The organism is Hymenobacter metallilatus (genome assembly GCF_003944705.1).
GTDB classification, from domain to species: domain Bacteria; phylum Bacteroidota; class Bacteroidia; order Cytophagales; family Hymenobacteraceae; genus Hymenobacter; species Hymenobacter metallilatus.
Map to the genome: position 1 here is coordinate 142,693 of NZ_RWIS01000013.1, position 14,104 is coordinate 156,796.

Annotated in this window: 12 protein-coding genes; 6 read left to right on the plus strand and 6 right to left on the minus strand. The window is 58.4% G+C overall.

Going from position 1 to position 14,104, the window contains the following annotated elements:
- Nucleotides 1–4: 4 nt before the first annotated feature.
- Both EI290_RS17875 and lepA read right to left on the minus strand, forming a co-directional pair.
- Complete coding sequence (locus EI290_RS17875; protein WP_125433033.1) at nt 5–196, minus strand: hypothetical protein; 192 nt, start codon at nt 194–196, stop codon at nt 5–7.
- A gap of 314 nt (nt 197–510) precedes the next feature.
- A complete protein-coding gene (gene lepA, locus EI290_RS17880; RefSeq protein ID WP_125433034.1) occupies nt 511–2,298 on the minus strand; it encodes a translation elongation factor 4 in 1,788 nt (595 codons plus the stop codon).
- Between the two features lie 238 nt (nt 2,299–2,536).
- On the opposite strand from lepA, the gene EI290_RS17885 reads away from it, so the two are divergent.
- The 4 genes from EI290_RS17885 (at nt 2,537) to EI290_RS17905 (ending at nt 8,680) form a co-directional block, all read left to right on the plus strand.
- Nucleotides 2,537–3,376, plus strand: coding sequence for a carboxypeptidase-like regulatory domain-containing protein (locus EI290_RS17885; RefSeq protein ID WP_185817065.1), 840 nt, complete (start codon nt 2,537–2,539; stop codon nt 3,374–3,376).
- Between the two features lie 31 nt (nt 3,377–3,407).
- The gene (locus tag EI290_RS17890) at nt 3,408–3,770 is read left to right on the plus strand and encodes a hypothetical protein (protein WP_125433036.1); all 363 of its coding nucleotides are present in this window, start codon (nt 3,408–3,410) and stop codon (nt 3,768–3,770) included.
- A gap of 609 nt (nt 3,771–4,379) precedes the next feature.
- A complete protein-coding gene (locus EI290_RS17900) occupies nt 4,380–7,853 on the plus strand; it encodes a methylmalonyl-CoA mutase family protein (RefSeq protein ID WP_125433038.1) in 3,474 nt (1,157 codons plus the stop codon).
- 68 nt (nt 7,854–7,921) lie between these two features.
- The gene (locus EI290_RS17905) at nt 7,922–8,680 is read left to right on the plus strand and encodes a phospholipase D-like domain-containing protein (RefSeq protein ID WP_125433039.1); all 759 of its coding nucleotides are present in this window, start codon (nt 7,922–7,924) and stop codon (nt 8,678–8,680) included.
- Between the two features lie 304 nt (nt 8,681–8,984).
- Here EI290_RS17905 and EI290_RS17910 read toward each other — a convergent pair whose 3' ends face one another.
- Nucleotides 8,985–9,431 (minus strand): helix-turn-helix domain-containing protein, encoded by a 447-nt coding sequence (locus EI290_RS17910; RefSeq protein ID WP_125433040.1) that lies wholly within the window; start codon nt 9,429–9,431, stop codon nt 8,985–8,987.
- A gap of 9 nt (nt 9,432–9,440) precedes the next feature.
- On the minus strand, nt 9,441–9,773 hold the full coding sequence (locus tag EI290_RS17915) for a type II toxin-antitoxin system HigB family toxin (protein WP_125433041.1): 333 nt from the start codon (nt 9,771–9,773) through the stop codon (nt 9,441–9,443).
- Nucleotides 9,774–9,960: 187 nt separating this feature from the next.
- Between EI290_RS17915 and EI290_RS17920 the strand changes: the two genes are divergently transcribed.
- Both EI290_RS17920 and EI290_RS17925 read left to right on the plus strand, forming a co-directional pair.
- A complete protein-coding gene (locus EI290_RS17920) occupies nt 9,961–10,737 on the plus strand; it encodes an MBL fold metallo-hydrolase (RefSeq protein WP_125433042.1) in 777 nt (258 codons plus the stop codon).
- A 238-nt stretch (nt 10,738–10,975) separates the two neighbouring features.
- Nucleotides 10,976–12,796, plus strand: a complete 1,821-nt coding sequence (locus tag EI290_RS17925; RefSeq protein ID WP_125433043.1) for a peptidoglycan D,D-transpeptidase FtsI family protein — start codon at nt 10,976–10,978, stop codon at nt 12,794–12,796.
- A gap of 148 nt (nt 12,797–12,944) precedes the next feature.
- On the opposite strand, the gene EI290_RS17930 is transcribed toward EI290_RS17925, so the two are convergent.
- A complete protein-coding gene (locus EI290_RS17930) occupies nt 12,945–13,310 on the minus strand; it encodes a hypothetical protein (protein ID WP_125433044.1) in 366 nt (121 codons plus the stop codon).
- Nucleotides 13,297–13,794 carry a DoxX family protein gene (locus tag EI290_RS17935; protein WP_125433045.1) on the minus strand — a complete coding sequence of 166 codons (498 nt, stop codon included), beginning with the start codon at nt 13,792–13,794 and terminating at the stop codon, nt 13,297–13,299. The genes EI290_RS17930 and EI290_RS17935 overlap by 14 nt, the downstream gene beginning before the upstream one ends.
- Nucleotides 13,795–14,104: the final 310 nt, after the last annotated feature.

A 14,104-nucleotide genomic window follows, 5' to 3' on the forward strand; every position in this document is an offset into this window, starting at 1 on the left:
GGGGTTAATCTAAGTCCTGAGGTTTTTCGGAGGTACGCTTGTTTTCGTGGGCGGCAATGGCAGCCGTGCCGGCGGCTTGCAGGGCTGCTTCCATGGCCGGCCAGTCGTCGCGCCACCGGAACTTACGCTCCTGCCCTTTGATGATTTTTTCCAGCTGCTCCTGGCTCGTGCAGTTCTTGAGAAGGGTATAGGACATGTTCTGGAGAAGGTAAATCAGTACACGCCGTGTCAAGAAGTGTATGAGGTGAGAAATGAGTTGTTGTTACTGGTTGTCAGTTGCTGGTTGTTAGCAAATCAGAAGAATGTCATGCTGAGCGAAGCCGGAGGCGGAGTCGAAGCATCTCTACCTCTGATTAATCAATTACTATCCCAATGAAGCGGGAGAGATGCTTCGACTCCGCTCCGACACTGGCTTGATGCGCCACATGCTCAGCATGACGTTCTTTCTGATCTTATTGACGTACTGGCAGCACAAAAAAAACGCGCCCCGATGGGGCGCGTTCCACTTTGCTAATCGATTTTGAGGACGGCCAGGAAGGCCTCTTGCGGAATTTCCACGGAGCCGACCTGGCGCATCCGCTTCTTGCCTTCTTTCTGCTTTTCGAGCAGTTTGCGCTTCCGGCTGATGTCGCCGCCGTAGCACTTGGCAATTACGTTTTTGCGCAGGGCTTTCACGGTTTCACGGGCAATAATTTTCTGTCCGATGCTGGCCTGGATGGCTATTTCGAACTGCTGGCGCGGGAGTAGCTCCCGGAGCTTTTCGCAGAGGCGGCGGCCCCAATCATAGCTCTTGGAGCGGTGTACAATGGCCGACAGCGCGTCCACCTTCTCCCCGTTCAGCATTACGTCCAGCTTCACCATATCCGATTCGCGGAAGCCAATCAGCTCATAGTCCAGGGAAGCATAGCCCCGGCTAATAGTTTTGAGCTTGTCGAAGAAGTCGAATACAATTTCCGACAGCGGCAACTCGAAGCTCAGCTCCACCCGCTCGGAAGTGAGGTAGGACTGCCCTTTGATAATACCCCGCTTCTCCATGCACAGCGTGATGATGGGTCCTACATAATCGGCGGCCGTAATAATCTGGGCTTTGATGTAGGGCTCCTCGATGTGCTTGATCAGGTTCGGCTCGGGCATTTCGCTCGGGGCGTTGATGGTCAGCAGCTGATCCTTGGTACCGGTGGCGTGGAACTGTACCGAGGGCACAGTGGTAATTACCGTCATGTTGAACTCCCGCTCCAGGCGCTCCTGCACGATTTCCATGTGCAGCATTCCGAGGAAGCCGCAGCGGAAGCCGAAGCCCAGCGCTACCGAAGTCTCAGGTTCCCACACCAAGGAAGCATCATTCAACTGAAGCTTCTCCATGCAAGACCTAAGCTCCTCATATTCAGTAGTATCTACCGGATAAATACCAGCAAATACCATGGGCTTCACGTCCTCAAACCCCTGGATGGCTTCGGCCGTGGGGCGAGCTACGTGAGTGATGGTGTCGCCTACTTTTACTTCGCGGGCTTCCTTGATGCCTGAAATGAGGTAGCCCACGTTGCCGGCCGATACCTCCTGCCGGGGCTCCTGGTTGAGGCCCAGGATACCAATTTCGTCGGCGCCGTATTCCTTGCCGGTCGCCATGAACCGGAGCTTGTCGCCCTTGCGCATGGTGCCGTTTTTGATACGGAACAATACCTCAATGCCGCGGTAAGAGTTGAACACCGAGTCGAAGATGAGGGCCTGCAGCGGAGCCGCCGGGTCACCCTGGGGGGCCGGGATCCGCTCACAGATGGCGTTCAAAATGTTCTCGATGCCGATACCGGCCTTACCCGAAGCATGGATGATTTCGTCCCGGTCACAGCCGATGAGGTCCACAATTTCGTCCGACACCTCCTCCGGCATGGAGTGGGGCAGGTCGATTTTGTTGAGGACCGGAATGATGGTCAGGTCGGAACCGATGGCCAGATACAGGTTGGAAATTGTCTGGGCTTCAATGCCCTGCGAGGAATCCACAATCAGCAGCGCGCCTTCGCAGGCCGCAATGGAACGGGATACCTCGTAGCTGAAATCGACGTGGCCGGGCGTATCAATCAGGTTGAGCGTGTACTGCTCGCCCTGGTACTGATACTGCATCTGGATGGCGTGGCTCTTGATGGTGATGCCCCGCTCCCGCTCCAGGTCCATGTTGTCGAGCAGCTGGGCTTGCATGTCGCGCTTGGCCACAGTGCTGGTAAATTCCAACAGACGGTCGGCCAGGGTGCTTTTGCCGTGGTCGATGTGGGCGATGATGCAGAAATTGCGAATGTTCTTCACTAGAGGCGGTTTTTTCCGAGGGCGAAGGTACGCAAAAGGGCCCGAAAACGCTAGCAGCCCAATTCCGGACTATGCGCGCACTGATGTGGGTATACCGTAGCCGGCCGGGTTGCGGCCGGGGGTCCGGAAAAAGAAAGCCGCCCGCTGAAAGCAACCGGCAGCGCAAACTCTCGTTATTTCGCGTCCTACTATTTATTGATTTGAGTTGGTGTTCGTTCGTCGGCTACTGCTGTCTTGGGTGCTTTGCATCCTTTCGTCTCCCCTGCTGGCGCAGGCCTTTACCCTGGAAGGCCAGGTGCGCAATGCCCGCACCAACCAGCCGGTTCCGTTCGCTACGCTGGGTATCATTGGCCGTAACATTGGTACGGTGGCCGATGAGGAGGGCCGGTATATTCTGCGGTTTCCGGCCGCTCCTACCGATTCACTGGTTATCACCAGCGTGGGCTTTTTCCGGGCCGCCGTATCACCGCAGGCTTTGCTGAACGGGCAGCGGGAATTTGCCCTGTTGCCGCTGGAGCAGGCCCTCCCCGACGTGGTGGTGGAGCGGAAACCGGTGCATCCGGCGCTGCTGGGCCGCAATAAGGAGAAAGGCGACGTGCTGTGGACGGCTGGCTCCAGCGGTAAAGAAACCGTGGACGACGAATGGGGCTGGGAGCTGGGCACAGTGCTGATGCCCAAGCATCCGGCTTATCTGGATGCACTGCACGTGTACCTGGCTACGAACACCTATGAGCAGTTACGGTTTCGCCTGAACCTATATACGCTGGAAAACGGCCGCCCCGGTCGCACCTTGCTAAGCCAGGATATTCAGCTTACGACTACCAACCGGCAGCGGGGTTGGATTCAACTGGACCTGAGCAGCTATGACATCCGGCTGGAGGCCCAGCCGGTAGTGGCTACTATTCAGTGGCTACAGAGTGAGAAAACCGAGCCCTGGGACAAGTACTTTTCCATTCCGGTGCTACGCCAATCCAAACAAACCATGGTGGAACGGGAGAACAGCCAGGCTGTTTGGAGTATTCATGCCATGCAGCCCAGCCTCTACTTTACGGTGCTGATGGAGGTAGACAAGCGGTAGCCGTTTTGCGCATCTTTTGAGAAGTTCAGATATGCAGAAATTTACGCTTTGGCTGGAATTTGAGCATGTTGATTATTCCACCAAGTGGGACCCGGATACAGAAACGTTTGTAACGGGTGGTGATTGGGACAAAGCAAATGAGGCTTGTAACATTCATGTAACCTTTCCTGATGGCCGGCATTATGGTATTACCGTCTGGACTTACCAGTTTCTACAGACCGCCATTCAATTGGATACAGCACAGGGCGAAAACCTAAATGGCCTTTACCAACGCCCGCCCGATTTATTCGTGCGAGAACTGACCCGGCAATGTATAGAAGCCACTATTACTGACTTATTAAGAGTAGGCCCGCTTGAGCAAGTCCTCAATCCCAGTGTACTGGCCAAGAAGTAACCAAACGCTTCCTGACCGGCCGTAGTTGTGCAAGCAGCCCTCATTGGTTCGACAGCCGCCGATGACACCTCCGCAGCCAACCCCGGCGGGGCGATATATCGGTAGAAAAGCCGGCCAATAGAATTATTCAAGCCCCAGCGGGTCGACACCCGGAACCAGTGTCGACCCGCTAAGGCTTTCCCTACATTCCCCTATCATTACTACCGATATGCCGCCCCGCTGAGGGCTGACTCAGCTAGCACAAGAAACCGTCGTGAGAAAGCAGCAGGAGAAATACTGGTTACTATTATCCACTGCCATAGCTTTGGGATTACCGCCGCGAGATAGTGCAAACGCAAAGGAGATGTTCGAGCAAGCCGAGTGGGAGGTCGGGTTTGATATTATCGTAGTGCAGCTTTACGAATTTGATATCAGGATTACCGAAAGTTTTTTTCAGCAGGCAGAGGCCGTAGCCCGTGAAATCAATCTACCTCCTGAAAGCTATAATTTTCTGCGGCCCCTTATCCAGCCGTTCTGACATGCGTAATCATCAAATAGCCCCGCACCTCCCCCGCCGGGGCTTTTTTTGTACCTTCACCCCTCCAATTCCACCCACTTTGTACTGCGCGTATGCACCCAGCTCCCGTAGCTCCCTATAAGCCCCAGAACCACGTCCGGATTGTGACGGCAGCGGCCCTGTTTGACGGGCACGACGCGGCCATCAACATCATGCGCCGCATCATCCAGGCCAGCGGGGCCGAAGTTATTCACCTCGGCCACAACCGCTCGGTGCAGGAAATCGTGGACTGCGCCATCCAGGAAGACGCCCAGGCCATTGCCATTACCAGCTACCAGGGCGGCCACAACGAGTACTTCAAGTACATGTATGACCTGCTGAAGGAGCGCGGCGCGGGTCACATCAAAATCTTCGGCGGCGGCGGCGGCGTGATTCTGCCCACCGAAATTGCCGAGCTGCAGGGCTACGGCATCACCCGCATCTACTCCCCCGACGACGGCCGCGCCCTCGGCCTCCAGGGCATGATCAACGACCTGCTCCAGCAGTCGGACTTCCCCACCGGCCAGCACCTCAACGGCGAGGCCAAGCACATTAAGGCCAAAGATGCCCGCAGCATCGGCCGCCTGATTTCCGCCGCCGAAAACTTCCCGGAAGAATATAAAAAGGCAGTTTCTGGTTTCTCGTTGCTGGTTTCTAGTTCGGATAAGGCCGGCGATACTGCTCAACCAGAAACCAGAAACCAGAAACTAGCAACTCCTATTTTAGGTATTACCGGCACCGGTGGCGCGGGTAAATCCTCCCTGGTGGATGAGCTGGTGCGGCGGTTTTTGCTGGATTTCCCGGAGAAGACCATTGCCATCATTTCCGTAGACCCCAGCAAGCGCAAAACCGGCGGGGCCCTGTTGGGGGACCGTATCCGGATGAACGCCATCAACTCGCCGCGGGTGTACATGCGCAGCCTGGCGACGCGCCAGAGCAACCTGGCCCTGAGCAAGTACGTGCAGGACGCCGTGGACGTGGTGCGCGCCGCCGGCTTCGACCTGATCATCCTCGAAACCTCCGGCATCGGGCAGAGCGACACCGAAATCATCGAGCACTCCGACGCCAGCCTCTACGTGATGACGCCCGAGTACGGCGCGGCCACCCAGCTGGAAAAAATCGACATGCTCGATTTCGCCGACGTCATTGCCCTCAACAAGTTCGACAAGCGGGGGGCCCTGGACGCGCTGCGCGACGTGCGCAAGCAGTACCAGCGCAACCACCAGCTCTGGGACAAGCCCCTGGACGAGATGCCCGTGTTCGGCACCATTGCCTCCCAGTTCAACGACCCCGGCATGAACCGCCTCTACCGCGCCGTGCTGGCCACCGTAGAAGCCAAAACCGGGGCGGCCTTCGCCTCCCAGCTCGAAACCTCCCAGCAGGATTCGGAGAAGATTTACATCATTCCGCCGCACCGCACGCGGTATTTGTCTGAAATTGCCGAAACCAACCGCCAGTATGACCAGTGGGTTCAAAAACAAGCTGACGTTGCTCAGCAGCTCTATGGAATCCGACAAGCCATCGGAGCCGTCGAAAGTCTCGGAAACACCGCTGGCGGACCTGGCAGCGGGCACGGCAGCCACGCACCCGGAGCAGGAAGCCTCGTGGCCGGCCTGGAGAGCACCTTCGAGGAAATCAAGCTCCGTCTGGACGGGCAAAATTGGAAGCTCCTGGAGACCTGGCCGCAGAAGGTAGCCGCCTACAAAGCCCCCGAGTTCATCTTTAAGGTGCGCGACAAGGAGCTGCGCCTGAAAACCCACACTGAGAGCCTCTCCCACCTGCAGATTCCGAAGGTGAGCCTGCCGCGCTACACGGCCTGGGGCGACCTGCTGAAGTGGCAGCTTCAGGAAAACGTGCCCGGCGAGTTTCCCTACACGGCCGGCGTGTTCCCCTTCAAGCGCGAGGGCGAAGACCCCACCCGCATGTTTGCCGGCGAAGGTGGCCCCGAGCGTACCAACCGCCGCTTCCACTACGTGAGCATGGGCCTGCCCGCCAAGCGCCTGAGCACGGCCTTCGACTCGGTGACCCTCTACGGCGAGGACCCCGACCACCGGCCCGACATCTACGGCAAAATTGGCAACTCGGGCGTGAGCGTGTGCTGCCTCGACGACGCCAAGAAGCTCTACTCCGGCTTCAACCTGGCCGACCCGATGACCTCGGTGTCGATGACCATCAACGGCCCGGCCGCCACCATTGCCGCCTTCTTCATGAACGCGGCCATTGACCAACAGTGCGAGCTGTACATCAAGGAAAACGGGCTGGAAGACGAGGTCAACCAGAAGATTGACGCCATTTACCGGGAGCTGGGCCAGCCCCGCCCCCGCTACCAGGGCGAGTTGCCCCAGGGCAACGACGGCCTTGGCCTGATGCTGCTGGGCGTAACCGGCGACCAGGTGCTGCCCCAGGAGGTGTACCACGCCATCAAAACCCGCACCCTGGCGCAGGTGCGCGGCACCGTACAGGCCGATATTCTGAAGGAAGACCAGGCCCAGAACACCTGCATCTTCTCCACCGAGTTCAGCCTGCGCCTGATGGGCGACGTGCAGCAGTACTTCATCACCAACAAGGTGCGGAACTTCTACTCCGTCTCCATTTCGGGCTACCACATTGCCGAGGCCGGGGCCAACCCCATTACCCAGCTGGCCCTCACGCTCAGCAACGGCTTCACGTTTGTGGAGTACTACGTGAGCCGGGGCATGAACGTGAACGACTTCGCCCCTAACCTGTCGTTCTTCTTCTCCAACGGCATCGACCCCGAGTACGCCGTAATTGGCCGCGTGGCGCGCCGTATCTGGGCCAAGGCCATGAAGCTGAAGTACGGCGCAGACGCCCGCTCGCAGATGCTGAAGTACCACATCCAGACCAGCGGCCGGAGCCTGCACGCCCAGGAAATCGACTTCAACGATATCCGCACCACTCTGCAGGCCCTCTACGCCATCTACGACAACTGCAACTCCCTGCACACCAACGCCTACGACGAGGCCATTACCACGCCCACCGAAGCCTCGGTGCGCCGGGCCATGGCCATCCAGCTCATCATCAACCGGGAGCTGGGCCTGGCCAAGAACGAAAACCCGCTGCAGGGCTCCTTTATCATCGAGGAGCTGACTGACCTGGTGGAAGAAGCCGTACTCACCGAATTCGACCGGATTACGGAGCGCGGCGGCGTGCTGGGGGCCATGGAAACCATGTACCAGCGCGGCAAGATTCAGGAAGAAAGCCTGTACTACGAGACGCTCAAGCACACCGGCGAGTACCCCATCATCGGGGTGAACACCTTCCTTTCGTCGGCCGGCTCGCCCACGGTGGTGCCCGCCGAGGTAATCCGGGCCACGGAGGAGGAAAAGCAGTACCAGATTACGATGCTACGAGCCCTGCAGGCCCGCAACCACGCCACCACCGAGCAGCGCCTGAAGCAGCTGCAGCAGGTGGCCGTCGCGAATGGCAACCTCTTCGAGGAGCTGATGGAAACGGTGAAGTTCTGCTCGCTCGGGCAGGTGACGAATGCGCTGTTTGAAGTGGGCGGGCAGTACCGCCGGAATATGTAATTCGCTTTTGAGCTGAGCTAGAAAGGGCGCTACCTTGCCGAGGTAGCGCCCGTTTTAATAGTAATACTATGAAAACCTACTTCGAGGGAATCAAAGAAGTGCTCATTCAAGAAATTGAAAGAGCGGAGTTCATTCTGTATGTTGCTGTAGCATGGATAACGGATTATGATTTAATATATCTACTCATAAAAAAGCTCAAATCTGGCGTTCAAGTTGAAATAATCGTAAACTGTGACTATCAGTTCGCTAAAGTAAAATCAAGATTTAATGAATTTCTACTACATGGAGGAAAATTATTTCTCTACGAGAATAAAGGCCAATCTATTATGCATAACAAATTTTGTGTAATCGATCTAAATACAACAATAAACGGCTCTTTTAATTGGTCTTTAAGTGCTAGTAAATACCAAAAAGAAAATATAATTATTGAGAAAGATAATTATATTTTTGCAAGTCAGTTTGCCAGAGAATTTTTTAAACTCAAAAAATTATCCGTTGTTTTCGAGAGCAAATACATTCCTTATGACGCAGCTGTTTATATAGCTGCTAATGTAGTACAAACATTCTCAGAAGAAGGGTTTGAGCAATATTGCGTTGTGGAAGTAGAAGACAATTACCGAATAGGCATACTCTTCATCAATGAATGTGAATACCATCAAATCCCTGAAACAATTTTGGGTGTTTGGACAGATCATTCAAAATGGCGAGCAGCATCAACTGACAATAAGGATTTTGTTGAAGAGGCTGCCTATCAAAGGGGTAAACCTGTATATGGTTTTGAGTGCTTGGATTCTAGGCTATCTGCCTTTAAAATAGGTTGTGCTTAGCACAAGATTACCAAATGCAACTACCATCTCATCTGGCGCGAATTTAGGAGCAGCCGTAACTCGTTGCCAGCCCTAATAGGCTATATCCCCTCCCTTGCCGCCACAACTCGCCAAACCAAAACCGCGCCACCTGGAATCATCCGGGCGGCGCGGTTTTTTACTTACTCTACTGATTCCACTCCCTGAAACTCCGCGAAGCTGATGCGGCCGAAGTAACGGGTGGTTTGCTGGGTTTCGTCGGCGGTGGTATCGCGCCGTTTGGAGTCGTCTAGGCGGCGCGGTTTTGGGTTAACCGGTTACAACGCTAGGCCGCTACGGGCACCGAACCAGAGTGGACCACGCGGGCATTGCGGGGCAGAGGTGTTTGGGGCACGGCTAGTTCGTACGGGCGGTTGAACGCCTCCTGCGAAACCTTGAAATAGCTGGCCAGCCGGCGAATAACTTCTTTCGACAGTCCCCGGCGGCGACGCAGGATGTCAGACACCGTTCCCTTGCCCACGCCCAGCAGGCTGACCAGGTCTTTGGCCTGCATCTGCCGCTCGGCCATCAACGCCCGCAACAGGGCAATGGGGTCGGCTTCGGGAACCGTGGCATGCTCCCGGTCCCAGGTTTCGATAAGCAGCGTTAATAAATCGACTTCCTCCTGCTGCCCTGGCGTAGTGACGTCGGCCATTGCCAAGGCTTCCAGCGTGTGGCAATAGGCCCGGTATTGCTCTTCCGATTTGATAACGGTGTATTTCAGCGTTTCCATGAGGCGAGGTTAGTAGAGGTTGACGGTGTACTGCTGCTGCCTGGCGCAGAGCTTATCGTATTCGGCATGTGTACCGATCCAGCAGACGAACAAATGCACCTGCCGCAGCCCAAACCCGTAGCTGGCAATCAGCCGGTAATGATTGCCGCCGATATCAAATACTACCCGGTTGCTACCGTTTCCGAGTAAGTCGGCAGAGCCAAAGGTGTGCAGTATATCGGCGGGGGTGTTCCAGTCGGCGTATTTCACAGCCGTGAGCCAGGTGGCGAAGCCCGTACGACTCCGGGCGTGGCCCGCAACGAAATCCTCTACCGTCTGGCGTTTGATTAGATGAACTTTCATATGGGATACGCCAAATATAAATAACAAGTTCGCACAATGCGAACTTTGTCCTGCCCCCCCGGGCAGTCGCTCGGCTGTGCCGAGCGACTGCGCCACCGCTAGCTACCGTCTCCAACGCTCATCCAGAACTTTCACCCCCGCCCTGGGTTAGCAACGTACTCCCTTCTACCCATTAACAAGAAACCCGATGAAATTCCCTCTTATCCTCGCGGCGGCCCTGGCGTTTACCACCCGGGCGCAGGCCCAAACCGCCCCCGCCCCGCGCGCCGCCGCCGACCAGATTGCCACCAAGAACGGCCCGTTCACGGTGCAGCCCATCACCCACGGCAGCGTGGTATTCAGCTGGAACGGCAAGACGATTTACGTGGACCCCTACGGCGGAGCCGCGGCCTACGCCGGCCTGGCCGCCCCTGATGTCATCCTCATCACCGACATTCATGGTGACCACCTGGACCCGAAAACGCTGGCGGGGCTTTTCGTGGGCAAGGCCTTGATGATAGTGCCCCAGGCCGTGGCCGATAAGCTACCCGCCGAGTACAAGGCCCAGGTCCGCATCCTGCGCAACGGCCAGAAGCTCGATACGCTGGGCATGACGGTTTCGGCCATTCCGATGTATAACCTGCCCGAAGCCCCCGACGCGCCGCACACCAAAGGCCGGGGCAACGGCTACGTGCTGAACCTGGGCGGCAAGAACGTGTACCTCTCCGGCGACACGGAAGACATTGCCGAAATGCGCGCCCTCAAGAACATCGACGTGGCCTTTGTGTGCATGAACCTGCCCTACACCATGGATGTGCAGCAGGCCGCGCAGGGCGTGCTGGCCTTCAAGCCCGGCATTGTGTATCCGTATCACTACCGGGGCCAGAACGGCCTGAGCGACGTGGATGGCTTCAGGAAAACCGTGAACCAGGCCAACAAGAAAATCGACGTTCGGCTGCGCAACTGGTATCCGGCGGCTCAGTAACACATTTCCCAACCTGACGTGTCTGTGCACTACGCCACCTGGAGCAACCTGGGTGGCGTTTTGCTGAGCGGCCCCCGCCGGCAGAGACGCACGGCCGGTACCGTACCAGGCAACCACCGTCCGCGCCAAGACGCTCATACCCGTCTTTACACCGTACCCCGGCCGGACTCAGGCCGCCAGGATGGCCCGTTCGCCGAAAGCCCCGGGTCCGTGCCTGGCAATTTTCTAGCTTTACCCCATGCGCACTGCTCATACCTGCTGGGGAAATTGCTTATTCGCCCTGCTAGGGCTGCTGGCTGCTTGCTCCTCGCCCGATCAGCAAAACCAGCCGCCTCAGGCCCAGGATGTGCGCGTGCGCTACACGGCCCGGCGCGTGGTGCTGCCCCAGGTGCCGGAGCGCGGCCGCATCCTCGACCGCCACGATTCAGTGTTGGTGGATACCCGCCCGCAGTTTCTGCTGCAGCTGCCGCGCCGCTACCCGCTCGACACCCTGGCTCTGGGCCTGCTGCTGGGCTGGGATTCCACCACCGTGCGGCGGCGTATGCAGGACGCCTTGCCCTACCCGGGCACCGGCCCCGCCAGCTACCCCGGCCTGCTGCGCCTGACCGCCGCCGAAGTGGCGCGTGTGCGCCAGGACAGCGCCGCCTGGCCCCAGCTGAAGCTGGTGGAGCAGCGCCGCCGGGTGTACACCTCCCCGGCCGCGGCCCATGCCCTGGGCTACCTTAGCGCCGAGGCCCAGAGCTTCTACCGCCAGGCCCGCCGCACCGGGCGGGGCCGCTTCTACCGCCTGCGCAACGGCGGAGTGGAAAGCTACTACAACGGCCTGTTACGTGGCCACCGCGGCTACCTGCACCCGCTGCTCGATAAGCAGGGCCGTCAGCACGGCAGCTGGGCCCGGGATACTGCCTTCCAGCAGGGCCAGGATTTGCACCTCACGCTGGATGTGAAGCTCCAGACCTACGCCGAGAAGCTGTTGGGCGGCCGCAAGGGCTACCTGGTGGCCCTCGATCCGCGCACCGGTGAAATCCTGGCCTACGTCTCGGGGCCGGTGTATCCGGCCAGCACCCTCACCGCCCCCGACCAGGCCGGGGTGCGGGCCGAGCTGCTGAACCACGAGGATATGCCCCTGCTCAACCGCCCTGCTATGCTGGCTAACCCGCCCGGCTCAGTGTTCAAGCTGGTGAATGCGGCCGTGGCCCTGCAGATGCACGCCATCAGCCCCGGCACCGCTTTCCGCTGCGACCAGTCGCTGGTAAGCTGCGTGCACCACCACCGGCCGGCCAGCAGCCTTACGCTGGGCCTCAAGTACAGCTGCAACCCCTACTTTTATCAGGTGATGCGCAACCTTATTGACTGTGTGCCTGACTCCCTGGCCCAGGACACCGTAGCGGCCCGCCACGCCAACCTAGCGCAGTGGCGGCGCTACGTGCGCTCCTTCGGCCTCGACTCGGTATTGGGCGTGGATCTGCCCCGGGAGGCGCCCGGCTTTCTGCCCACCCCGGCCTATTACGACAAAGCCCGCCGCACCCGCAACTGGACCTACCGCTCTATCTACTCACTCAGCATTGGGCAGGGCGAAATCAACCTGACTGGTTTGCAGATGGCCAATATGGCGGCCATTGTAGCCAATCGGGGCTGGTACTACCCCCCGCACCTGGTGCGCGGCGTGGGCGCGGGCGGCCCGCTGCCCCGCTTCCGCCAGAAACGCCACACCCTCATTGATAGCGCCCACTTTGCGGCCCTGGTGCCCGGCATGGTGGCCGTGATGGAACGCGGCGGCACCGCCGACGCCTCCAGCCTGGCCGACGTGGGCATTACGGTAGCGGGCAAAACCGGCACCGTGCAGAACGACGAGGGCGACGACCATGCCGCCTTCGTGGGCTTTGCCCCGGCCAATAACCCCAAAATTGCCGTGGCCGTGTACCTGGAAAACGGCGGTTTCGGGGCCACCGCCGCCGCCCCCTGCGCTGTGATGGTAATGGAGAAATACCTGCGCGGCTACGTAGCTCCCAAACGCAAGCATTGGGAGCGGCGCATTATGAGCCGGGCGCGGCGGTAAAAACGCAATATGTTGTATCTCGTCGTTGCTGCCGTTGTGCAGGTAGGAAAGTTTCGACGCAAAGCAGCAGGTCTACAGTGGTACGTTTACCGCCTGTCCAAACACCATCAGCAACGAGGAGACGCGACGTGTCACGTCACTATAGGGCTCACGGCCGCACGTTGAACCGGGCGCGGTACACGGTGGTATCACCGGACCCGAACTCGATGCGGCGGTTATCGGCCTGCTGAAGCTCAAGCTCCCCGTTGACGGTGAACTTCACTTCCGTGATGAGGTAGCCGGTGTGGGTGGTAACGACGGCACGGTAGAGGGTGCTGTCGGGGCCCGTGGGTGTGAGGGGCAGGTCCTGGTCCCAGCTTAGGGGCTTGTCGCGGCCACGCAGACCTACTTGCTGCACATTGGGCAGGCCGCGTACATCGAGCAGGTATACTACGGTTTTGTCGTGGGCGGGCTGCACGCAGCCGGGCAGCAGCAGGCTGCCGAGGGTGAGTAGCAACAGGCTAGATGGTTTCATGACGGCGGGGTTTGGCAAGCAGATAATCAAGTCCGAAACGGCCGGAGCCCAGCACCAGCGGAGGCAGCGCGGCCCAGAGGAAACCGGCGGCCGGCAGCATGTTCCACATGCCCTGCTGCAGCTGCTGCATGAAAATGGCCACCAGCATGGTGCAGATAATCAGGAAGGCTGATACCCGGGTACCCAGCCCCAGCAGCAGCAGCAGGCCGCCTACCGCTTCGCTGGCGGCACCCATCCAGGCGAAGAAAGCCGGAAACAGCGCAAAGATGCCCCCGAAAGCGGCCACGTCGTTGGGAAACCAGAAGGACACCTCAAACAGGCCCAGGTTGTGGTCGGGCGGCGACCAGGGCAGCCCGAACTTCACGGCCCCAAACTCGAAGGCCAACAGGTAACCGCACACCAGCCGGGGCAGCAGCAGTAGGGCATCCTGCCACCAGTGGGGCAAAACGAAGGGTTGAAAAACAGGGCGCAAAACACGAAGCATAACGTATGGGTAAGGGTGTGAGCAGAAAAACGATGAAGGCAAGCTGACCGCCAGAGTAGCGGAGCAGTAGGCCAAAGCACGCAAAGCACCTGTTAGCTAATGCTCCAAATCATATATTGATACCCCAGCCCGGTTGATCTAGGACTCATTTCGCGCATTTGAGCCAAGCCGGCTTTGCGCTGGCTTAGAGCGTGTTTGGGAATTCAGACCCGATTGAGCGACATAGTGATGTTAGCTAGTAATAGCCAAGCAACATGGCTAGCGGGAGTGAATTCGTAATCAACGACCACGCGGCGAAAGCAGGCTAACC